The organism is Hoylesella timonensis 4401737 = DSM 22865 = JCM 15640, assembly GCF_000455445.1.
Taxonomy (GTDB): Bacteria; Bacteroidota; Bacteroidia; order Bacteroidales; family Bacteroidaceae; genus Prevotella; species Prevotella timonensis.
Genome location: NZ_HG417097.1, coordinates 145035 through 167041 on the forward strand (window position 1 = coordinate 145035; position 22007 = coordinate 167041).

At 42.3% G+C, this 22007-nt stretch carries 19 protein-coding genes; 10 read left to right on the top strand and 9 right to left on the bottom strand.

What is annotated here, in order from left to right:
- The coding region (locus BN35_RS08960) for an acyltransferase family protein (protein ID WP_044071419.1) at nucleotides 1-344 on the bottom strand (344 nt) is incomplete at its 3' end.
- Between the two features lie 92 nt (nucleotides 345-436).
- Here BN35_RS08960 and rbfA point away from each other — a divergent pair.
- Nucleotides 437-772, top strand: coding sequence for a 30S ribosome-binding factor RbfA (gene rbfA, locus BN35_RS08965; RefSeq protein ID WP_025072903.1), 336 nt, complete (start codon nucleotides 437-439; stop codon nucleotides 770-772).
- Between the two features lie 38 nt (nucleotides 773-810).
- Complete coding sequence (locus BN35_RS08970; RefSeq protein ID WP_025072902.1) at nucleotides 811-2049, top strand: FtsX-like permease family protein; 1239 nt, start codon at nucleotides 811-813, stop codon at nucleotides 2047-2049.
- Between the two features lie 653 nt (nucleotides 2050-2702).
- On the opposite strand, the gene BN35_RS08975 is transcribed toward BN35_RS08970, so the two are convergent.
- From BN35_RS08975 to BN35_RS09005, 7 genes are all read right to left on the bottom strand, one after another.
- Entirely contained in the window at nucleotides 2703-3011 is a 309-nt protein-coding gene (locus tag BN35_RS08975) for a hypothetical protein (protein ID WP_028901121.1), read from the bottom strand.
- A gap of 12 nt (nucleotides 3012-3023) precedes the next feature.
- Nucleotides 3024-4694: a hypothetical protein gene (locus BN35_RS08980; protein ID WP_051275193.1), complete on the bottom strand. Its 1671-nt coding sequence runs from the start codon at nucleotides 4692-4694 to the stop codon at nucleotides 3024-3026.
- An 87-nt stretch (nucleotides 4695-4781) separates the two neighbouring features.
- Nucleotides 4782-6302 carry an alpha-L-fucosidase gene (locus BN35_RS08985; RefSeq protein WP_025072901.1) on the bottom strand — a complete coding sequence of 507 codons (1521 nt, stop codon included), beginning with the start codon at nucleotides 6300-6302 and terminating at the stop codon, nucleotides 4782-4784.
- 458 nt (nucleotides 6303-6760) lie between these two features.
- A complete protein-coding gene (locus BN35_RS08990) occupies nucleotides 6761-7519 on the bottom strand; it encodes a succinate dehydrogenase/fumarate reductase iron-sulfur subunit (protein WP_025072900.1) in 759 nt (252 codons plus the stop codon).
- Between the two features lie 96 nt (nucleotides 7520-7615).
- The gene (locus tag BN35_RS08995) at nucleotides 7616-7972 is read right to left on the bottom strand and encodes a four helix bundle protein (protein WP_025072899.1); all 357 of its coding nucleotides are present in this window, start codon (nucleotides 7970-7972) and stop codon (nucleotides 7616-7618) included.
- Between the two features lie 88 nt (nucleotides 7973-8060).
- Nucleotides 8061-10040, bottom strand: coding sequence for a fumarate reductase/succinate dehydrogenase flavoprotein subunit (locus BN35_RS09000; RefSeq protein WP_008123784.1), 1980 nt, complete (start codon nucleotides 10038-10040; stop codon nucleotides 8061-8063).
- Nucleotides 10041-10074: 34 nt separating this feature from the next.
- Nucleotides 10075-10761 (bottom strand): fumarate reductase, encoded by a 687-nt coding sequence (locus BN35_RS09005; RefSeq protein ID WP_025072897.1) that lies wholly within the window; start codon nucleotides 10759-10761, stop codon nucleotides 10075-10077.
- 1152 nt (nucleotides 10762-11913) lie between these two features.
- Here BN35_RS09005 and mnmG point away from each other — a divergent pair.
- The 8 genes from mnmG (at nucleotide 11914) to deoC (ending at nucleotide 19820) form a co-directional block, all read left to right on the top strand.
- A complete protein-coding gene (gene mnmG / locus BN35_RS09010; protein WP_025072896.1) occupies nucleotides 11914-13785 on the top strand; it encodes a tRNA uridine-5-carboxymethylaminomethyl(34) synthesis enzyme MnmG in 1872 nt (623 codons plus the stop codon).
- Nucleotides 13786-13865: 80 nt separating this feature from the next.
- Nucleotides 13866-14396 (top strand): adenine phosphoribosyltransferase, encoded by a 531-nt coding sequence (locus tag BN35_RS09015; protein WP_025072895.1) that lies wholly within the window; start codon nucleotides 13866-13868, stop codon nucleotides 14394-14396.
- A gap of 191 nt (nucleotides 14397-14587) precedes the next feature.
- Nucleotides 14588-16429 carry an excinuclease ABC subunit UvrC gene (gene uvrC, locus BN35_RS09020; protein WP_028901120.1) on the top strand — a complete coding sequence of 614 codons (1842 nt, stop codon included), beginning with the start codon at nucleotides 14588-14590 and terminating at the stop codon, nucleotides 16427-16429.
- Nucleotides 16430-16707: 278 nt separating this feature from the next.
- The gene (locus BN35_RS09025; protein ID WP_028901119.1) at nucleotides 16708-17136 is read left to right on the top strand and encodes a hypothetical protein; all 429 of its coding nucleotides are present in this window, start codon (nucleotides 16708-16710) and stop codon (nucleotides 17134-17136) included.
- A gap of 86 nt (nucleotides 17137-17222) precedes the next feature.
- Complete coding sequence (locus BN35_RS09030; RefSeq protein WP_025072893.1) at nucleotides 17223-17618, top strand: hypothetical protein; 396 nt, start codon at nucleotides 17223-17225, stop codon at nucleotides 17616-17618.
- A 441-nt stretch (nucleotides 17619-18059) separates the two neighbouring features.
- The gene (gene dtd, locus BN35_RS09035) at nucleotides 18060-18512 is read left to right on the top strand and encodes a D-aminoacyl-tRNA deacylase (RefSeq protein WP_028901118.1); all 453 of its coding nucleotides are present in this window, start codon (nucleotides 18060-18062) and stop codon (nucleotides 18510-18512) included.
- A gap of 31 nt (nucleotides 18513-18543) precedes the next feature.
- On the top strand, nucleotides 18544-18873 hold the full coding sequence (locus BN35_RS09040; RefSeq protein ID WP_008123796.1) for a nucleotide pyrophosphohydrolase: 330 nt from the start codon (nucleotides 18544-18546) through the stop codon (nucleotides 18871-18873).
- Nucleotides 18870-19820 carry a deoxyribose-phosphate aldolase gene (gene deoC / locus BN35_RS09045; protein ID WP_028901117.1) on the top strand — a complete coding sequence of 317 codons (951 nt, stop codon included), beginning with the start codon at nucleotides 18870-18872 and terminating at the stop codon, nucleotides 19818-19820. The genes BN35_RS09040 and deoC overlap by 4 nt, the downstream gene beginning before the upstream one ends.
- A gap of 752 nt (nucleotides 19821-20572) precedes the next feature.
- On the opposite strand, the gene BN35_RS09050 is transcribed toward deoC, so the two are convergent.
- On the bottom strand, nucleotides 20573-21937 hold the full coding sequence (locus BN35_RS09050; RefSeq protein ID WP_025072824.1) for an alpha/beta hydrolase: 1365 nt from the start codon (nucleotides 21935-21937) through the stop codon (nucleotides 20573-20575).
- Between the last annotated feature and the right edge of the window lie 70 nt (nucleotides 21938-22007).

Consider the following 22007-nt stretch of genomic DNA (forward strand, 5'->3'; position numbering starts at 1 on the left):
AACAGTTTATCAAGATACAAGCCAAAGGTGAGTTGCTGAATATGCTCACGAATGGGTAAGACGGATGCCATGACCACATACCCACTCTCCATCAGCAAATAAGGTACGAAAATCCACTGTATATAACACAAGAACTGCGGAACAGGCTTCTGTACATGGAGCAGATAACCCGAAATAATAAGAAATCCAGGCATGTGGAATGTGTACACAAAAGCCTTGGCAACAGGATAACGATTGCCAATATAGACAAGATGAAAGACTATCATCAAGAGAATAAAGACACACTTGAGAAAATCTAACTCCAATATTCTTGCCTGAGGTTTTGTTGGAGGAGTTGTCACCATCGGCACAAAAATACGAAAAAAGATTTAATTGTCAACTATTATAAGTATCTTTGTCTTTCACTAAAATGATACACCCTTAAAATAGAAGTTTTATGCAAGAAACAAGACAAAACCGCATTGCAAGATTGCTTCAGAAAGAACTTGCTGTTATTTTTCAGTCACAAACTCGAGCTACGCATGGTGTCATGGTAAGTGTTACCCGAGTACGTGTCAGTCCTGATTTGAGCGTTTGCACGGCTTATTTGAGTATCTTTCCCTCCGAAAAAGGCGATGAAATCTTAGAAAATATCAATAAGAACAACAAATCCATACGTTATGAATTGGGTTCGAGAATGCGAAACCAACTGCGAATCATTCCCGAATTGCGCTTTTTCATTGACGACAGTCTTGATTACATTGAGCATATCGATGAACTGTTGAAGAAGTAAATCCGCAAAGTTTCACAAAATCAGTGAACAAGTAACGCATGAATTTCCCTTTTTTCGTATCCCACCGCTACCTTTTCTCCAAGAAGAGTACCAACGCCATCAACGTTATTTCCATCATCTCTATGATAGGCGTTGCCGTTGCCACCATGTCATTGGTCATCGTACTGAGTGTATTCAATGGATTTCACGACTTGGTTGCATCGTTTCTGACAAACTTTGATCCGCAATTAGAGATTGTTCCAACACAAGGAAAATCGGCAGATGCACAAGACAAGCTGTTGAAACAGGTGAAACAACTAAAACAGGTTGCGGTATCCACCGAAAACGTTGAAGAAATGGCGATTGCTATGTATCAAGACAAGCAAGCCATGGTAACGATTAAGGGAGTAGAAGACAACTTTGACAGTTTAACCCATATTAAAGATATTCTGTATGGAGATGGAGAATATCAGCTACATGCTGGCAACTTAGAATATGGTGTTCTTGGCATCCGATTGGCACAATCATTGGATGTAGGAGCATCGTGGGACGGCTTTATCAAGATTTATGCGCCCAAACGCATAGGTCAGTTGGATATGTCAAATCCCGGAGACGGATTTGTCGTTGATTCTCTTTTATCGCCAGGTGTGGTGTTCTCCGTAAATCAAGCCAAATACGATAAAGGGCATATCATTACCTCCATTGACTTTGCACGACAGCTGTTTGATATGAAAGGGCGAATTACTTCGTTGGAACTGAGACTAAAAGCGGGGAGCGACCTCAAGGAGACACAAAAGGAAATTCAACACATCGTAGGCGATAAATACAAGGTATTGGATCGCTTCGAACAACAAGCAGACACCTTTAAGATTATGCAAATTGAGAAAATCATTGCCTATTTCTTCTTAACTTTTATTTTGGTCATTGCTTGTTTCAATATCATCGGTTCGCTTTCCATGCTCATGATTGATAAGAAAGAGGATGTGATAACATTGCAAAACTTAGGTGCCAGCAACCAGCAAATCACAAAAATATTCCTGTATGAAGGACGCATGATAGCCGTCATCGGGGCTGTCGTTGGAATTGCCTTAGGACTATTACTGTGCTGGCTTCAACAAACTTTTGGATTGGTATCACTGGGTCATCAAGCAGGCAGTTTCGTTGTGAATGCCTATCCCGTGAGTGTACACTACTGGGATATTGCCTTTATCTTCCTAACCGTAATTATTGTGGGCTGGGCAGCTGTGTGGTATCCTGTGAGATATTTCAGTAAACGACTGCTCAACGCTAATCAATAAAGCTAATTTATAGAACCAGCCTTTACTTCGTTCGCTTTCTGTTGTTTCATTTGTTGTAGTAACACGGACACTTCTATGATAGAATTGTGACTTCTACATTCTTATCTTTTGGGGACAAGACATTTGAGGTATTTGTCCTATTATTTTACCGAAAATCGACCATCTAAAATCTTCAAAATAGAAAAAATCAATAGGCAAACGACAAGCAAAAATCGTCTGATTTGAACAAAATAAATGCCTCTTCAAACTAAAACATAGACTTAACGGTCTTAGAAACACTCTTTAGAGGTGTTATTCACATGCTTCAACAGCATTAAAGCATGCAAATAAGAAGCTTATCTCATTGCTTTAGTCGAAAAATAATGGCAAAAAAGGGAATAAAAAGAGACACCTTAAGCATAACACCCTAAATAACAACACGTTATGAACCTCGCTCATAATTCGCGTATTTGCGACCAACTCTGCCGTTGGTTGTTTACACGCGAGTTTTGAGAGGGTCTTTGTAAAGAAAATTCAGCATTAATTATTCTTCCATGCTGCGTATCACTAACTTTACAAATGCCACCTTTTGGACCTTTTTCTTTGTAGAAATATCACGATATTGAGAAGGAGGTAAGCATTGCTATCAATACTTACCTCCTAACTTATAAATGTTATCGCACCACTACTTTTTTACCTTTACAAAGATAGACTCCCTGTTGAAGTTCACTCGCATCCGTCTCTACATACTGTGCCATGCCATTGATGAGCGAGTCTGTGGCGGCAAGGTTGCCGTGTCGTACCTTTACCGAACCGAGCTTGAAGCCCTTCTCGGGCTTCATTTGCACGGTGAAAGACTGTCCGTATGGCACCTTGATGCCATCGACAGGTTGTCCTTCGAACGTCAATTGTCCCCCATCGAGTGGCTGTTTCCAATTGAAATAACCATTCTTGTTCTTGTCCACATACACAAGGGTCTGCATCCAACTGCCACTTTAGTTGACACCAAGGGCTACTTGTGTGCCAGCTGATGCCACTAAAACGTGCTGCGTCAAATTGTGGTACACGTTTTTAGGGTTGTCGATATTTACTTCCTGCTGATTCAGAAGCACAGCGTTAAGCCTTCTGGAAGCGTGCTTGTTGGGTTGGTTCTTGTCAAAACCAATGCTGTAGAAATCGTTTGCTTCTGGAGAACCAATGCTTACAAACAATCCTTCTACCACAACATCACCGTCAATAAGCTCAGCAGGTAAGGTATAACTATCATTTTCGTTGAACGACGACTTCTTCACAATCACATCACGATATTGAGCTACGCCATGGATAAGGCTATCGCCTTGCAGATTGTAGCCATGTCTGACGCGTATTCCTTTGTAGGTAAACCCGTTCTCGGGGCGCATCTTAATGGTTACTGGTTTACCAAATGGCACTTGTTTATCGAGAAAATTGCCGTCTACATCGAGCACGTCGCCATTACGCTGTGCATTGGTGATGCGCACTTGGTCACGGTGAACATTGAGTCGGATGTCGGCAATAGCCCCACCATTATTGATAATGTGATTGGAAGAGGCTATATTTCCGCCCGCATCTATACAGTTCCAGTCAACCTTGTAACGCATACGGTAGAATCCTGGCTGCATATCGGCAGGCAAGGTGAATGCTGGTGGGTTGAGAATATTGCGGTCATTGCCAGAAATAGCTTGTCCTAAAGAATTGAACCCTTGCGAATCGTCTTTGGGATTTTGTGCATAAAAGGAATAAGTCACCACGTCGCTGCCCTGTACAGGCTTTCCGTCGGCTGCCAAATTCGTATCAAATCGCCCGTCCCTGCCATAGTCTAAGTAAACATATCCGTGCATCCAAGTGCCGTTGTATTTGAAAGCAGGCTGAAGAGTTTCGCCTGCTTTGGCGATGAAATCAACATGGTCTATAGAACTGTAGACAGGCGTTTGCTTGGTGATACTGCCAGCCACCGTTGCTTCCTTGCCGTTGAGCGAAATGCTAAGCAGTCCTCTGTTGGTACGAGTGTAATGAGCTTCCTTGTCAATGTTCAACGGATAGTCTTCACGCTGGGTTTGCGTGGTGGGCTTGTCGTTCACCGCAATGCAGTCGATGTACACAGCAAAGTCTTCGGTGAGCATGTGTGGAGACTCATTGTCGGGTACTACAACGAGCGAATGCACGTCCACTCCCTCCGCTCCTTTGATAGGAAACACGGCATCTACCCATTGGTCAGGTTCAACTTTGTTGGTAGACAGCACCCAAAACTGTTCCGTCTCCTTTGATTGGTCGTTGCGCTCAACGCGTTTACCCAAGCCAATGAGCATCACTCGACCAGCCACAGGCTTGTGTAGCATGACGTGAACGTACTGCAAAGTAGGCTTGAGTTTCAACGGTTGTTGAAGATCGATGCGTGCTCCGAAGGTGTTAGAAGCGAATCGAGAACGTTGAAAAGCCAAGACTTTGGCTGATGGATTGGGGGCTGCGCCTAATATCTCATCCGTCTCAGTGTGCGGGTTGGCGATGATACCGACATTACCTTGCAGTTTTCCTGTGCGGAAAGGCGAGTGTTCCCATGTGTCATAAACGCCGATTGACTTGTAGTCTTGTTGCTCAAACCCTATAGACTGAGCCGTTGTTGTGAGTGGGAATAATATCCCAGCCATTATTATAAGGTGTTTGATGGTTTTCATATATTGTGTTTGATGTTTTCGTTATCTATTGTTTTCATTGTTTCCAAACTGCCTTGAGCACTAAAATACACTCACTGTGTGCAGAGTTGGGCACGCCTTGGCGTCGTCAATGACAATTCTCAGAGCCTTGACTTTGTAACCTGTGCCGTAACTCTGGACTGTGGAACCGTTGAGAGGAACAATGCGTTTATATCCTACCGTGGTGGTTGTAACACCCTGTGCCACGGGCTTAAAGGTTTGGCCATCCTCGGAAATCTCTAAATGGAATTTGCGAATACGCTGTCCCAAACGAATATACTCCATGAGGGAAACATATCTAATGGTTTGTGGTTGGTTCCATGTCAGGGTGATAGTACCCTTTGTCACACCGTCACTGGCAGCCCAATAGGTATCTTTGTTCGCATCTGTCATATTGCTTGGCTTATAATCTCTGTTTGCACCATTACCGCGCTGATCGGTGACTGTGACGGTTGCCAAGCGCGCAAGGTCGTTTCCGAGTCTTTTTCTAAGTAGATCGCCTGACGCCTTCAATGCCTTCACCGTAGCGTCGGGCAACAGTCCACGCTTATCGGGAGGACAGTTAAGTATCAGGGTGGAGTTGCGTCCCATAGTCTCAAGATACATTTGGAAAGTACGTTCAGCATTCATGGGGCGTTCACCTTCGTGCCAAAACCATCCCTTGTCGGTGAACTTGGCATCACTCTCTCCAGGGAACCATATCCACCCGTTCTCCGTTCCATACATACCATTCCCCTCGGGAGCATATCCTCTGTCCTCGGGACTCCAGTTGGTTTCTCCAGCCCATCCTTGTTCATTGCCTATCCATCGAGCTTCTCCACCAACTCCCCAGAGGATAATGTCGGGACAAACTTTATGTATAGAATCACGCAGATTGGGCACATCATAGTAAGTATCTCGGTCTACACTAACGGTTTCGTTGCGCCCCCCGTAATAGCCATCGCCACCATTGGCACCATCGAACCACATCTCAAACTGGTCGGTACCATACTGCGCCAGCTCTGCACACTGTCTAAGGAACACCTCGCTAACGTATCTCGGCGTGCCATAGAGTCCAGAATTTCGATCCCATGGTGATACATAAAAGCCATATTTCATATCCAACACCTTGGCAGCAGCCGCAAACGACTGTGGAAGATTAAGCGATCTACCATTCTCGTTGCCCGCACGGACAACGCTGTGCTTAGTGGTTTCTGTGGGCCACAAGCAGAACCCGTCGTGGTGTTTCACCACAGCGATACCGCCTGTCATACCCGCATCACGCACTGCCTCAAGCCACTGACGCGGATCGGGCTTGCCAGTAGGTGCAAAAAGGCTCTCGGCTTCGTTGCCTTTTCCCCACTCCATATTGGTATATGTGTTCATACCATAGTGGAAAAAGGCATAATACTCGGTTTCCTGCCATTTCATTTGTCGCTCTGTTGGCAATGGAAATACGGGGGCAGGTTCGTTATCGAGATTGGATAACGACTGCTGTACCAGCCGGAACGATGACTCCGACTGTGCTTGCACGGTCATGAACGCTGCGGTCATGGCCAGTGTCAGTAAGTAGTTTTTCTTCATAAAAATACGTTGCGACAGGTCTCTCATTGCCGTAAAGAACAATTAAGCGACCCTTAGCCGCATCATGGAGTTAATAAATATTATAGCTATTAAATGATTGCTTATGTTGGTTAGTTCTACAAAATTACAAAAAAGTTTTAGTTTTGAAACAAAATTCAATTGTTTGTGAGCAAAAAGACATGAATAATGCATACACATTCGTCATTTATCTCAGATTTTGTCGTTTGTTGCGAATACAGAGGAGGAAGCACCAGCCTTGCTTGACAGCACCTAAAAAAGCCTGTACACTTTTTGTAGTATACAGGCTTGAATCATATGGACAGACGACAAATCCTCACGTCTTGACGCAAATTAACTGCGATACAACGCCACAAGAGTCATCGCTCTATCCTTTTCCGATGCGCATGGTACAAAAAACCAGCGATGTTCTCGGATGTCAAATTTAGTCACAAAAGCGATTAGTCCTTAAGCTTTGCCGTAATGAACTCGCGGTTGAGGCGAGCAATATTTGCAATTGACTCATTCTTTGGACACACTGCTTCGCACGCTCTGGTGTTGGTACAGTTACCAAATCCTAATTCATCCATCTTCAGAACCATGGCTTTGGCACGCTTGGCAGCCTCAGGACGACCTTGTGGCAACAATGCCAACTGACTAACTTTGGAGCTCACAAAGAGCATCGCAGAGCCGTTTTTGCATGCTGCAACGCAAGCACCGCAACCGATGCAGGTAGCACAGTCCATCGCCTCGTCGGCATTTTCCTTCGGTATTAGGATCGCATTAGCATCTTGTGCCTGTCCTGTACGAATGGTGTTGTAACCTCCAGCTGCAATAATTTTGTCGAAAGCTGCACGGTCTACCATACAGTCTTTGATGACAGGGAAGCCTGCTGAACGCCAAGGTTCTACAGTAATGACATCTCCATCGTTGAAACGACGCATGTATAACTGGCAGGTTGTTGCTCCACGCTCTGTCTTTCCGTGTGGCACTCCATTGATATAGAGTGAGCACATACCGCAGATACCTTCACGACAATCGTGATCGAAAACAAACGGTTCTTTACCATCCTCTATGAGTTCCTCATTGAGGATGTCAAGCATTTCGAGGAAAGAAGTATCGTCTGGGATATTCTTCATCTCGTGAGTGTCAAAATGTCCCTTGTCTTTAGGACCGTTCTGACGCCAAAATTTAATTGTAAAACTTATATTTTTTGACATGGTGTATTGAGTTTATGAGTTTATGAGTTTGTGAGTTTTTAAGTTTTTTCAGTTCCTTCTTTTACTGACTTGCACCGTGAAACCTATCTAAAAAGGTTACTTGTACTTTTCTGTATAAATTAAAGACTTGAGCATTTTTGAAACTTCATCTACTAAGTTTATCAGCTCTTGACAAGCATTTGTTGTAACGAAAGCTAAATCTTTAGATAAGATGAGCTGCGTTTCCAACTCGTTGCACGAACCCAATGATATGTACAAAAATCGTATATGCTCATTGTTTGTCTCTCTGCCATAACCCTCCGATATATTTGAAGGTATGGAAACGGCACATCGACGCATTTGACTAACAAGTCCAAATCGCTCTTCTTGAGGATAAGAAGCAGTTAACTCATAAACCTTACGAGTAAGATTCATGCTCTTTTGCCAAACGGATAAATCTCGAAAAGTGCCCATCTTAATGCTTTACTTCGTCAATTACAGGGTTGATAAGCCAGTGGAGAAACTCAAAAACTTAAAAACTAAGAGACTCAAAAACTAACGATTAATTCTTATAATTACGTGTTTGTACCTTGATGGCCTCGTACTCGAGTGGCTCTTTAATCAACTCGGGGGCGGTTTCATCATTATTCTGGTACTTCCAACAACCTACATAGAAATAGTTTTCATCGTCACGCTTTGCCTCTCCCTCAGGTGTTTGGTACTCCTCGCGGAAGTGACCTCCACAACTCTCATTACGAGAGATGGCATCGTAAGCAACAAGTTCGCCCATCAATAAGAAATCACGCAAATGGATAGCTTTATCCAACTCAACGTTCAGACCTTCTTTTGTTCCTGGGATAAACAGGTTGGTATCGAACTCTTTACGTAAGTCTGCTATCATCTTCAAGCCTTCTTCAAGTCCTTCCTTGGTACGACCCATACCCACATGTTCCCACATGATGTGACCCAACTCCTTGTGAATAGAGTCGACAGAGCGTTTACCCTTGATGTTCATCAAACGGTCAATTTCTGATTGTACCTTCTTTTCTGCCTCTTCAAACTCAGGAAGATCGATAGAAAGACGTGGCCAAACAGCTTGGTCTGCCAAATAATTTTGAATGGTGTATGGCAACACAAAGTAACCATCTGCCAAACCTTGCATCAACGCTGAAGCGCCCAAGCGGTTAGCACCATGATCAGAGAAGTTGCATTCACCGATGGCAAACAGTCCTGTGACAGAGGTCATCAACTCATAATCTACCCAGATACCACCCATGGTATAATGGATAGCAGGGAAGATCATCATGGGTTTGTAGTACTTTACACCGTTGATTTCGTTCGCCATGTCACCAGGGAACACGTCTGTAATCTCTTCATACATCTCGAAGAGGTTGCCATAACGCTGCATGATTTCATCAAGTCCCAATCGGTTGATCGACTCAGAGAAGTCAAGGAACACAGCCAAACCAGTGTTGTTCACACCAAAGCCCTTATCGCAACGCTCCTTCGCAGCACGCGAAGCCACGTCACGAGGTACTAAGTTACCAAATGCTGGATAGCGACGCTCCAAGTAGTAGTCGCGGTCCTCCTCTGGTATTTCCCAGCCTTGTTTCGTTCCTGCCTGCAATGCCTTAGCATCTTCAATCTTCTTAGGAACCCAAATACGACCGTCGTTACGCAACGATTCTGACATCAGCGTCAGCTTCGACTGCTTGTCACCGTGTACAGGAATACAGGTGGGGTGAATCTGTACATACGAAGGGTTAGCAAAATAAGCTCCCTTACGGTAGCACTGAACGGCAGCAGTACAGTTACATCCCATTGCATTGGTAGAGAGGAAATAAGCATTTCCGTATCCGCCAGTGGCGATTACTACGGCATTGGCAGAGAATCTCTCTAACTTACCAGTCACCAAGTTCTTGGCTATGATACCACGAGCACGACCGTCAATAATGACAACGTCCTCCATCTCGTAACGTGTATAGAGCTTTACTTTGCCCGCATGTACTTGACACATCAGTGATGAGTAAGCACCTAACAACAGCTGCTGACCTGTTTGACCTTTGGCATAGAAGGTTCTACTTACCTGTGCGCCACCAAACGAACGGTTGGCGAGCATACCTCCGTATTCACGAGCGAATGGTACGCCTTGTGCAACACATTGGTCGATGATAGCATTCGACACCTCTGCCAAACGGTAAACGTTAGCTTCACGAGCACGATAGTCGCCACCTTTTACGGTATCATAGAACAAACGATAAACAGAGTCACCGTCATTCTGATAATCCTTGGCAGCATTGATACCTCCTTGTGCAGCAATAGAGTGTGCACGACGAGGCGAGTCTTGAATACAAAAGTTGAATACATTGAATCCCATCTCGCCCAATGAAGCGGCAGCACTGGCACCTGCTAAGCCTGTACCAACAACGATGACATCCAATTTTAATTTATTCTTTGGGTTAACCAAACGCTGGTGAGCCTTGTAATTGGTCCACTTCTCAGCTACTGGTCCTTCAGGAATTTTAGAATCTATTTGTGTCATAATATTCTTCCTTATCTATTATAAGATTAAACAATTACGCACAGCACAAACTCGGCGCGCAGCCAAATGCAAATGCGAGAACAACTACAAGGAAACCAAGCATTAATAATGTGGCATATACCTCACCGATGATCTTCCATCGGTTGAACCAAATTTTATTGCTGATTCCAAGGGTTTGCATAGCACTCCAAAAACCATGAGTGAGATGAAGCCACAAAGCGCACAACCAAATGATGTACAATACAACATACAAAGGCTGTGAGAATGTTTCCTGAATGTAACCAAAACCATCAGCAGGATTGCCTAACGGATCGGCAATGTGAAAGATTTCGGCAAACATCATATTGTACCAGAAATTGTACAAATGAAGAATCATACCCAAAACCACGATGAGTCCTAAAACCAACATGTTTTGAGATGCCCACTCTACTTTGGAACTCTTTTGGGTAACAGCATAACGCTCGTTCCCTCGAGCTCTTCGGTTTTGTGCCGTAAGGATGAAGGCATAGACGATGTGACACACAGCTAGTGCTGCAAGTGCAATCGTAGCTACTACCGCATACCAGTTGGCACCCAGAAGTTCACAAATCGTATTGTAGGCATCTCCAGAAAAGAGAGCCACAATATTCATTGACATGTGAAATGTCAGGAATAGAATAAGTGCGACACCGGTTACCGACATCACTACTTTCCTACCAATAGATGAATTGATTAACCACATAAATGATTGAAATTTAAGTATTAAATGTTAGAAAAAAATATGCTTACTAATTAGATATAATCAACGATTTTTTAACAAACGTTATCATCTCTCCCCTTTTGTGAGTATGCGTTACGTATACTGAAGTGCAAAAATACTATATTTTAATGATAACTCAAAGCTTTTTATCGAAAATGCTATCAAATAGACATCGCCTTTTTCGTTTAACATAGATGAACGATGATAAAAACCAATTTTTGTTCTTTTGTTTCCCCAACAAATCTAATAAATCAAGCACATCAAATGGCTTGTGTGCATTGCATCTCTCATTTACTTTCATTTGTTGTACAAAAATGACTCTTCCACGAAAGAGCTGTGTCTTTTTTCACCGTATCATTTTTGGCAAAGGTATCTGGCGTTTTTGTCCTATTATTTTACCAAAAATCGACCATCTAAAATCTTCAAAATAGAAAATTTTAATAGGCAAACGAGATGCAAAAATGGGCTAATTTGAACAAAATAAACGTCTTTTTTAGCTGAAACATGGACTTAATGCTCTTGGAAACACTCAATAGAGGTGTTATTCACATGCTTCAACGGCATTAAAGCATGCAAATTGCAAGCTTAACTCAATGCTTTAGTCGGAAAAGAATGATAAAAATAGGGATGAAACAAAGTGGCTTTATTATAACATCTTAAATAACAACAGGTTATGAAACTCTCTCATAACTTGCGTATTTGCGACCAACTTTGCCCTTGGATGTTTTGACGCGAGTTTTGAGAGGCACTTTGTAAATAAAATTCAGCATTAATGAGCTGTTCATGTGGCATACTTCCAATGCTGCATCTGCTGTATTGTTGTTGATTTTCGTTGTAAAATATCATTAAACGAAAGAGTCGTTTCAAATAGGATGAAATAACGATTCTGCAGAAAATCAACCCATAAATACAAATGAATGATAACATTCCGTCTACATAGTTTTTCGTCTTCATCCTTACTTTATTCAATATTATTTCTTAATTTTGCGTTGTTTCTTTTTCTTATGACAAGAAACTTACTCTAAAAAGCTCAGCATCAAAAAGGTTGATTACTTAAAAACAAAAACATCAACCTTGCCATTACAAAGCGATAGAGATAGTTTCTATAAAAATTAAATAAAGCAAGATAGAAGGATGATATTTCAATACGATGTGCTTGTCATTGGCGGAGGACACGCTGGATGTGAAGCTGCAACGGCAGCTGCGCAATTAGGAGCGAAGACTTGTCTCGTCACTATGGACATGAATAAAATAGCGCAAATGAGCTGTAACCCTGCCATTGGGGGCATTGCTAAGGGGCAGATTGTTCGAGAGATAGACGCCTTAGGCGGTCACATGGGAATGGTTACTGACGCTACCTCTATTCAGTTTCGCATGCTCAACAAAGGCAAAGGACCTGCAGTGTGGAGTCCTCGTGCACAGTGTGACCGTAGTAAATATATTTTGGAATGGAGAACAGTGTTAGACCATACGCCCAATTTGGACATTTGGCAGGACGAAGCGTGCGAACTACTCACCGCAAACAGTGAGGTAACGGGTGTCCGTACGGTTTGGGGAGTTGAGCTATACGCAAAAAGTATTATTATCACAGCAGGGACATTTCTTAATGGTTTGATGCACATTGGTAGGAAAAAGCTCCCTGGAGGACGATGTGCCGAGCCAGCAGTCTATCACCTGAGTGAAAGCATTGCACAACATGGGATTACCGTCCAACGAATGAAAACAGGAACGCCTGTCCGCATTGACGCAAGAAGTGTGCATTTTGAAGACATGGAAAGACAAGACGGAGAGGACGACTTCCACCAGTTTAGTTACATGAGTGGGGCAAGAAACCTTAAACAACTTCCTTGTTGGACGTGCTACACAACGCCAGAATCACATGAAGTTTTACGCAAAGCATTGCCCGATTCGCCTCTTTTCAACGGACAAATACAAAGCACTGGACCGAGATACTGCCCTTCTGTTGAAACAAAATTGGTAACCTTTCCCGACAAGGATAGGCATCCGCTGTTTTTAGAACCTGAAGGTGAAAATACCAATGAGATGTATTTGAACGGCTTTTCATCGAGCATGCCGTTAAACATTCAGATAGAAGCCTTGCATCAGATACCTGCTTTCCGAGAGGCAAAGATTTACAGAGCTGGATACGCGATTGAATATGATTATTTCGACCCTACTCAATTGAAGCCTTCATTGGAATCAAAAATTGTCAAAGGTCTTTTCTTTGCAGGGCAGGTAAACGGCACTACGGGCTACGAGGAGGCAGCAGGTCAGGGAATCGTAGCAGGTATCAACGCTGCTATCCACTGCTTTGGAGGCGCCCCTTTTGTGATGAGACGTGACGAAAGTTATATCGGTGTGCTCATTGATGACCTAACAACGAAAGGCGTTGACGAACCTTATAGGATGTTCACCTCACGTGCTGAATATCGTATTTTACTTAGACAAGACGATGCTGACGCACGATTGACGGAGAAAGCATACCAATTAGGACTCGCAAAAAGAAACCGTTTGGATTGGTGGACACAGAAGAAAGAGAGTATCAATCGTTTGATGGACTATTGTAATAATACTTCGATAAAACCGAAAGAAATCAACGAAATGTTGACACAAAATGGAACAACAACGCTTAAAATGGGATGTAAGATTTCAGAACTTATTGCACGTCCCCAAATATCCATTCAACTTCTTGCGGAAATGATACCATCTTTGAGTGACGAGCTCAGCAAGATACCGAACAGAAAGAGCGAAATCATCGAAGCAACAGAGATAAAAATTAAGTACAAAGGCTACATTGAGCGTGAGAATATTATAGCCGAAAAGATGCACCGACTTGAAAATATAAAAATTCAAAACAGATTTGATTACGCCCAGCTACACGAGCTATCAACAGAAGCTCGTGAAAAACTAAAACGAATTAACCCTGAAACGTTGGCAAAAGCAAGCAGGATTCCAGGAGTATCACCAAGTGACATCAATGTTCTTCTCGTATTATTAGGAAGATAAATACAACACATATCATCTAAATCTCATAGATGTTTCATGTGAAACGATTGATTATTTTATAACAACATAAACCATTGACAATGAACAACAAATTGCTATTAGACAACTTGAGATGCATCCCAGATTGGCCCATTAAAGGAGTCAACTTCAGAGATGTAACCACCCTATTCAAAAACGCTGATTGTTTGAGAACAATTAGCGATGAAATGTACGAACTCTACAAAGACAAAGGAATCACAAAGATTGTAGGAATTGAAAGTCGAGGATTTGTCATGTCGTCGGCAGTTGCTATTAAATTGGGTGCTGGAATTGTGCTTTGCAGAAAGCCGGGAAAGCTTCCATGCGAGACAGTGCAAGAGAGTTACGCAAAAGAATACGGCATCGACACCATCGAGATACACAAAGATGCCATCAATGAAAATGACATTGTACTCTTACACGACGACCTTTTAGCTACTGGAGGTACGATGAAAGCGGCATGCGACCTTGTAAAAAAGTTCCATCCTAAAAAGATTTATTGCAATTTCATCATAGAACTTATCAATGAAAATCTTAATGGAAGAGAGAAATTCGACGATGATATCGAAATTACAACTCTTATTCAGATATAGAAGAAGACACTCGCAATCAAACAAAGTTATGAATTAGAAGGGGTACGAGACAGCTCTACCCCTCCTAAATTCTTTAGACGATGACAATTCAAAATAGAAGATGGCGAACAACATGGCTACGAAATATTCTTTATTACAATGTTTCACATGAAACAAAACAAAGACAATAGGCTTAATTCCATACAGTTAGAATGACCAAAGAAGGGAACATAGAAAGAATATCCAAACTAAAAAACATTGTTGATAGCATTCCAGAGCGACCTGGAAGCTATCAATTTTTTGACAAAGAGGGTAATATTATATATGTGGGAAAGGCAAAGAACATAAAGCGTCGTGTGTCTTCGTACTTTCTAAAAGAAGTAGATCGCTTTAAGACTAAAGTTCTTGTCAGTAAAATTTACAACATTACGTACACTGTTGTCAATACAGAAGAGGATGCGCTGCTATTAGAAAACAGTCTCATCAAGAAATATAACCCAAAATATAACATATTACTCAAGGACGGAAAAACCTATCCCAGCATTTGCATTACAAACGAATGGCTCCCAAGAATCATAAAGACACGTCAAATCCGGAAAGGAAACGGTAGCTATTTCGGTCCATACACACAGATATCTCATCTATATGCAGTCCTTGATGTCATCAATAAAATCTATAAACCTCGCACGTGTTCATTCCCTATTACACCTGCAGGAGTAAAAGAAGGTAAATACCGTGCTTGCTTAAAATACCATATAGGAAATTGCTTGGCTCCATGCATAGCCAAACAATCCCACGAAGATTACATGCAAAACATGGAGCAAGCGCGTGAAATTTTGAAAGGGAATACCAGAGAAGTACGAGATATTCTTTATCAAATGATGCTGAAGAAATCGGAAGAACTCAAATTTGAAGAAGCGCAGATTCTAAAAGATAAATACGATATCCTTAACACTTTTGTTTCCAAAAGCGAAGTAGTGAACTATACCATAAAGGATGTTGATGTGTTCACACTAACCGAGGATGAGGGCAAAAAAACAGCTTATGTGAACTACATGCACGTAAAGAACGGAACGATTAACCAGAGTTTCACCATTGAATATAAGTATAAAATTGAAGAAACAAAAGAAGAAATACTCATCACTGCTATTCAAGAACTTAGATCCAGATTTAAAAGTAAAGCCAAAGAACTCATTGTTCCTTTTGATATCGAATGGAATCTCCACGATTGCACCTTTACCATACCTCAAAGAGGAGATAAGAAACACTTGTTGGATCTCTCTGAAATGAATGCCAAACAATACAAATTTGACCGATTGAAGGAAGCAGAGAAACTAAATCCAGAACAACGTCAGACCCGACTCATGAAAGAGTTACAAACCCAATTGAATCTACCTACCATGCCTTTTCACATCGAATGTTTCGACAACTCTAACATTTCTGGCACCAATGCCGTTGCAGGTTGCGTGGTATTCAAGGGGTTAAAGCCTTCAAAGCAAGACTACCGTAAATACAACATTAAAACCGTTGAGGGTCCTGACGATTACGCTTCGATGAAAGAAGTGGTGAGACGTCGCTACCTACGTATGATAGAAGAACAAATACCCCTACCCAATCTCATCATCACCGATGGTGGGAAAGGTCAAATGGAAGTGGTGAGACAAGTGGTTGAGGACGAGCTTGGGCTTCATATCCCTATCGCTGGACTTGCTAAAGACAACCGGCACCGAACCAATGAATTGCTTTATGGCTTCCCTCCACAAGTCATTGGCATGAAAGCAGATAGCGAGTTGTTTCACATACTCACCAGAATACAAGACGAAGTGCATCGCTATGCCATTACCTTCCACCGAGACAAGCGTAGCAAACAGGCGCTGCACAGTGAGTTAGATAACATTAAAGGTATCGGAATACAGACACAAAAGCAGCTCTTGAAAGCTCTGAAAAGCGTAAAAAAAATCAAAGAAGCTGATTTACAAACACTTACTAACATCATTGGTAAGTCGAAAGCAAATATCATCTTCCAATATTTTCATGAAAAAGAAAGCACATAATATCAAGATAGAGGTACACATGGAGCGATAGAAAAACGACTCATACATTTCACATCTCATTGTTTATCAATAGTTTACATAAATAAGATTAGGTTGTATAAATCATTCATTGTCAATCAATTATCAACAGACAAACGGCGCAAAGGGATACCCTACTCAACTTTCAACTGATAGGTGTCCTACAAAAAACCTATGAACAATATACACTATTCAAATTTTTAATGTGTAACTTTGCACACATCAGTCAAAATTTACAAACACAATTGGTACACCAAGAAATGAAAACTTGGATTCAAATACTCCTTCTTATCGTTGGTATGACCTTAGGGCATCATACTACAGGGAATGCATATCCAAGTGGACACGGCTACCAAAAAGAAGCTAATAGAGAACTATCGGACGTTCAACAAAAGCTTAGTGACAAATACCAGCTTTACCACGAAACCCTTAGCGACCAAGAACGAGGCACGGCTCTACTTACTGATTCCAATCAATCTACTCGAATCAACGCCCCTCGTCCACAACGCTACCTACCCCCATACCTGCAACTTTCCAAGCTCAATGCATATAAGAAATCCACAGAAGCGTGGCATAACAAGCTTCACCTCTGGAGGAAAGGGCACAAAAATTCACTTTCAACGACTCCCATTTCAACAAGAGTCCCTGTCGATTACTACGTGATTGCACTGAGACATATCATTCGTTGAATTGCTATCTTTATAAAACACCCCTAATAGTACATCAGCAGATGTGCGATTTTTTTCCTTGTATAACAATTAAAAGATAGCAAAAAATGGCAAAATTCAAGAATTTAGAGATGTCCAGTACACTCTCTTCCAACCCAGATATCACCATTTCTAAAGGTTTCCTTGGCTTTGGAGCTAAGGCGATATATATCCCTACAAACACTCCTCTGAAGGCAATCATCAATTATTACAACGCTGAAGATGGCGAAAAATTAGTCAAACTTCTGCAAATGCCAGAGGAACAAATCATAGAAAAAGCAGAGAAAATGCGAATGCCACAAAAACAAAGCATGAGCAACTACCGTTTGGAAGCCTGCCTAACCGCAGACAAACAGCTTATTGCCATACAAATGTTTGGCTATGCGGATTTTAAGAACACTCCGCTCCACGAACTCTGCACCTATAAAGGCAAAGCAGCAGAAAGCATCATCAACCTGCTTTAACACATCCGACACTACAAATTCTCACGTCTCATGTATATAACACGAGACATATTTCTAACCTTTCGTTACCGCAATTGATGAGTAGCGAAAGGTTTTTTGATGACTGTTTAATAAGTTAGGAAAAGAGATAAAACGATTAGAATAAAAACAAAAGAAATAGAACGCACTTATATAAGAGGATTAACCCATTATAATAAGGGCATTAACTCATGTTTATAAGGGCATTAACTCATGTTTATAAGGGCATTAACCCATGTTTATAAGAGCATTAACCCAATGTTATAGTACTTTCATGGACTCACTTGACCTTTTTTAGTTGCTTGTTCTAAATTGGTTTAACCTCTATTATAAGAAAACCACTCATCAATTTTTCCACCTAAAAACTCATCAATTAAGAACATAATATTTGGCTAAATGCACAAAAATAAATATCTTTGTAATATGAGAATCGTCATACAAAGAGTTTCAGAGGCATCGGTGAGCATCAAAGATACGATGAAATCGGCCATTCAGCAAGGTTTTCTTATCCTTTTAGGCATAGGTGAAGATGATAGCGAGGACGATATTGAATGGCTTGTCACGAAGGTTGTCAACCTTCGTGTGTTTGATGATGAACAGGGAATCATGAATAAATCTATCCTCGATGTCAATGGCGAAATATTAGTAGTGAGCCAGTTTACCCTCATGGCATCGTATAAAAAAGGCAACCGACCCTCCTATATTCGAGCTGCAGGGCACGAGATTTCTATCCCACTCTACCAGCTGTTTTGCAAACGTTTGAGTGCCCAATTGGGGAAAGAAATTGGCACTGGCGAGTTTGGTGCCGATATGCAGGTAAAATTAGTGAACGATGGTCCGGTAACCATCTGTATGGATACCAAAAATAAAGAGTAACGCAAACACCCCCAAGAAAAACATTCAAAAGATGGAAATCAAAGAAGCACAGCAACAAGTAGACCGCTGGATTAAGGAATATGGCGTTCGCTATTTCTCCGAACTCACCAATATGGCGTGCCTCACCGAAGAGGTTGGCGAATTGGCGCGCATCATCTCACGCACCTATGGCGACCAAAGTTTCAAACCAGGAGAGACACCTAATCTTGCCGATGAAATGGCAGATATTTTGTGGGTACTCATCTGTTTGGCGAATCAAACAGGAGTTGACCTCACCGAGGCTTTTGAGCAAAACATGAAGAAGAAAACCAATCGAGATAAGACAAGACATATCAATAACCCAAAACTAAAACAACAATGACAGTCAACAAAAACATACAACCTACAAAGGAACAGCGCAACGCCAAGAATGCGCCCAAGCAAACAGTCGATAAGTACGAACAGGCTTTGAAAAAGTACAACACCAATCTCAATGATGATGAAGTACGAGAAACGGTTAAGAAGCTCATCGAAGAAAAAGTACATACCAATGACACCCCTGAGGTAAAGAAATTTCTGTTTGGAAGCATCGAACTGACCTCATTGAAATGCACTGATTCGGACGAAAGCATCATGGCTTTTACTGAAAAAGTAAACCAGTTTGACACGCAATACGCTGACCTTCCCCACGTTGCCACTATCTGCGTGTATCCTTGTTTTGCTCAGGTGGTACGCGACACCTTGGAGGTTGAAGGCGTTGAAATAGCCTGCGTATCGGGCAGTTTCCCCTCTTCACAAGCCCTCATCGAGGTAAAGGTAGCCGAAACAGCATTGGCAGTGAAAGACGGAGCTACGGAGATTGACATCGTGATGCCAGTAGGCAAATTCCTAAGCGGCAATTACGAAGAGATGTGCGAGGATATACAAGAGTTGAAAGAAACTTGCGGAGACGCTGCCATGAAAGTGATTTTAGAGACAGGATGCTTGAAAACAGCCTCAAATATCAAGAAAGCCTCTATCCTTTCCATGTATGCCGGAGCCGATTACATCAAAACTTCTACGGGCAAAGAGAAGGTGGCAGCCACACCAGAAGCAGCATATGTGATGTGCCAAGCCATCAAGGAATACTACGATGAAACGGGCATTCAGATAGGTTTTAAGCCTGCTGGTGGTATCAACTCAGTGATGGACGCCCTCATCTACTACACCATTGTAAAAGAAGTGTTAGGCGAAAAATGGCTTACCAACAAGTGGTTCCGTCTCGGTACCAGTCGCTTGGCGAACATGTTACTCAGCGAAATTGAAGGAAAGGAAGTAAAATTCTTCTAATGATACAATAGAAGCAACTGAAAAAAAAAGCCTGATCGGGTAGGAGGTAAATGTTATTCATAAAAGGCATTTACCTCCTACTTTCACATTTACCGACCTCCCACACCACCGTACGTGCCGTTCGGCATACGGCGGTTTCGTACTTTTACACCTCACGGTGTGTGGCAAGTTGTTTTCAGCTATCCCTTTGAGTAACGTCACTTCTATCCTATTGTCGGATTCCGTCCTATCGTCTTGGATAGAGAGCTCCTTTCGGACATCTGACGAAAAGGTTCGCAGGGTAGCATTCATTTACTATTGCACTGCACGATTCGGTCCTTCCCTGTAGGCACACGTACCTTGGGTACTATGACCTCTGCTGACTTCTCACGGCAAGCTTTACTCCGCTTCCTTCGTAAAAACAACCATTTGAAACGTCCGTGAGACCTCCTCGGATAAGAACATTATCTTTCCATCTTATACCTACTTCATTTACACCAACCATTCCGAATAGCTATAGGACTTTGGTTTGTTTAGCAACCTTGCCCATGGTCATATGCCTTGTATGAAGTTTCTGTTCGTTAGGTCAGATGTTTGCCGCCAGCTTCCTTCAGATTTCACCTCACGATGAACACCCTTGCTCTTGGCTATGTAATTCCCGCTATTAGGGCTTACTCGGGACTTCCACCCATTAGATAATGCTCATGCCGAGCGTACTAAAAAAGCGGATATACACCTCAGAGGTGTATATCCGCTTGAGCTTTTTAGCATCATCAAAGCGCCTTGATCCAATCAACGATGTCTTGCATCACCTCTGGCGCAAAGGTTTCTTCTATCAATCGATACTCCGTTGTCTGCCCCGTATTACAGTGTTGAAACAGATGGTTCAGACCTTCGTATTCTTTAATCAGGTTCTTTTTGTTGGGCTTCAAGCCTTTTCTCAAGGCTGAAAGATTGTCGTGCGCATCTACCTGCACATCTTTACTACCATTCATCGCCATGACAGGACACTTGATTTTTGGAAGATAGCAAGCCATGTCGGTAGCGATGAAATCGAGAACCCATGGGGTTTGCATGGTGAGAACGGGTAACAAACTTTGCCGGCTCAATGCTGGGAGCGACACATTGGTTTGTTTCAGCAAGGCATCTAACACGTCTTCGGGGTGAGAAATGTCTTTCTTGGCATTTCTATAAGCATAAATAGCCCCCAACACCTTACAGTAATCGTGGGCAAAAGTGGCACCCCCTCTCGCCTCCATCGCTTGATATACTTGCTTCAACATCAAGCTATCACCTCGTGCAGCCACCCCTGCAAGACTCACAATGAAATCGGGTAAGCCCTCTGCTGCCAACATCATGGCAATACAACCACCCTCACTATGTCCCATGACACCTATCTTTCCAAACTTTTTCAGGCTTTTCAGGTAGTTGAAACCACAGCGGGCATCCTCCGCATTGTCTTTCATCGTCGATTGAGAAGCATCACCTGTAGACTTTGCAAACCCTCTGTCATCGTACCGAAGCGATGCAATGCCATGGCGAGCAAAGTAATCTGCCAAGACTAAGAAAGGTTGATGGTCGAATATTTCCTCGTTTCTATTTTCCTGACCGCTACCTGTTACCATCAGTACCACAGGTACTTTCTGCTTGTTCATCTGCTCATAATCCACAGGATAAGTCAATGTTCCCGAGAAAACAGCATTCGCCTTGGCGTTTTGAAAGGTCACTTCCTCAGTTTGATATGGATAAGGTGCATGAGGAGTTTGCGGTCTTTTTAGTTCCTCCACACCACGATTGAGCATCAAGGGGAAAGACCTACCAAACTGCGTAAACGTTCCTTGAATGTGGTCTCCTTGCTGTTTGCCGAGATAACGAGCCCCAATCGACGAGATAGCAATATCTACAGAGTCGGCTGTCAGACTGTTCACTGTGGCAGGAACACCTTTAACACTTTGGTCAGGACTATCCATCGTTACGATGAAACCGTTGTTTTTGTCCTTTTCCACGTGAAAGACAAGCGTTAATTGTGCACCTTGAACCGACAGTTTGCCCGTCCAACTACCTTCCAATTTCTGTGCTTGCGATACGCAAACGGAAGCACACAACAGGAGCATAAAAGTAAGAAATCTTGTTTTCATAACGATATGAATATGATGTTTACGGGTTATCTATCACGCTCAAAACAAAAACAAGGCTGGAAAAGGTGTG

Coding starts and splice junctions, on each gene's coding strand:
- rbfA (WP_025072903.1), top strand. CDS start 437: ATGCAAGAAACAAGACAAAACCGCATTGCAAGATTGCTTCAGAAAGAA.
- BN35_RS08970 (WP_025072902.1), top strand. CDS start 811: ATGAATTTCCCTTTTTTCGTATCCCACCGCTACCTTTTCTCCAAGAAG.
- BN35_RS08975 (WP_028901121.1), bottom strand. CDS start 3,011: ATGCAGACCCTTGTGTATGTGGACAAGAACAAGAATGGTTATTTCAAT.
- BN35_RS08980 (WP_051275193.1), bottom strand. CDS start 4,694: ATGGCTGGGATATTATTCCCACTCACAACAACGGCTCAGTCTATAGGG.
- BN35_RS08985 (WP_025072901.1), bottom strand. CDS start 6,302: ATGAAGAAAAACTACTTACTGACACTGGCCATGACCGCAGCGTTCATG.
- BN35_RS08990 (WP_025072900.1), bottom strand. CDS start 7,519: ATGTCAAAAAATATAAGTTTTACAATTAAATTTTGGCGTCAGAACGGT.
- BN35_RS08995 (WP_025072899.1), bottom strand. CDS start 7,972: ATGGGCACTTTTCGAGATTTATCCGTTTGGCAAAAGAGCATGAATCTT.
- BN35_RS09000 (WP_008123784.1), bottom strand. CDS start 10,040: ATGACACAAATAGATTCTAAAATTCCTGAAGGACCAGTAGCTGAGAAG.
- BN35_RS09005 (WP_025072897.1), bottom strand. CDS start 10,761: ATGTGGTTAATCAATTCATCTATTGGTAGGAAAGTAGTGATGTCGGTA.
- mnmG (WP_025072896.1), top strand. CDS start 11,914: ATGATATTTCAATACGATGTGCTTGTCATTGGCGGAGGACACGCTGGA.
- BN35_RS09015 (WP_025072895.1), top strand. CDS start 13,866: ATGAACAACAAATTGCTATTAGACAACTTGAGATGCATCCCAGATTGG.
- uvrC (WP_028901120.1), top strand. CDS start 14,588: ATGACCAAAGAAGGGAACATAGAAAGAATATCCAAACTAAAAAACATT.
- BN35_RS09025 (WP_028901119.1), top strand. CDS start 16,708: ATGAAAACTTGGATTCAAATACTCCTTCTTATCGTTGGTATGACCTTA.
- BN35_RS09030 (WP_025072893.1), top strand. CDS start 17,223: ATGGCAAAATTCAAGAATTTAGAGATGTCCAGTACACTCTCTTCCAAC.
- dtd (WP_028901118.1), top strand. CDS start 18,060: ATGAGAATCGTCATACAAAGAGTTTCAGAGGCATCGGTGAGCATCAAA.
- BN35_RS09040 (WP_008123796.1), top strand. CDS start 18,544: ATGGAAATCAAAGAAGCACAGCAACAAGTAGACCGCTGGATTAAGGAA.
- deoC (WP_028901117.1), top strand. CDS start 18,870: ATGACAGTCAACAAAAACATACAACCTACAAAGGAACAGCGCAACGCC.
- BN35_RS09050 (WP_025072824.1), bottom strand. CDS start 21,937: ATGAAAACAAGATTTCTTACTTTTATGCTCCTGTTGTGTGCTTCCGTT.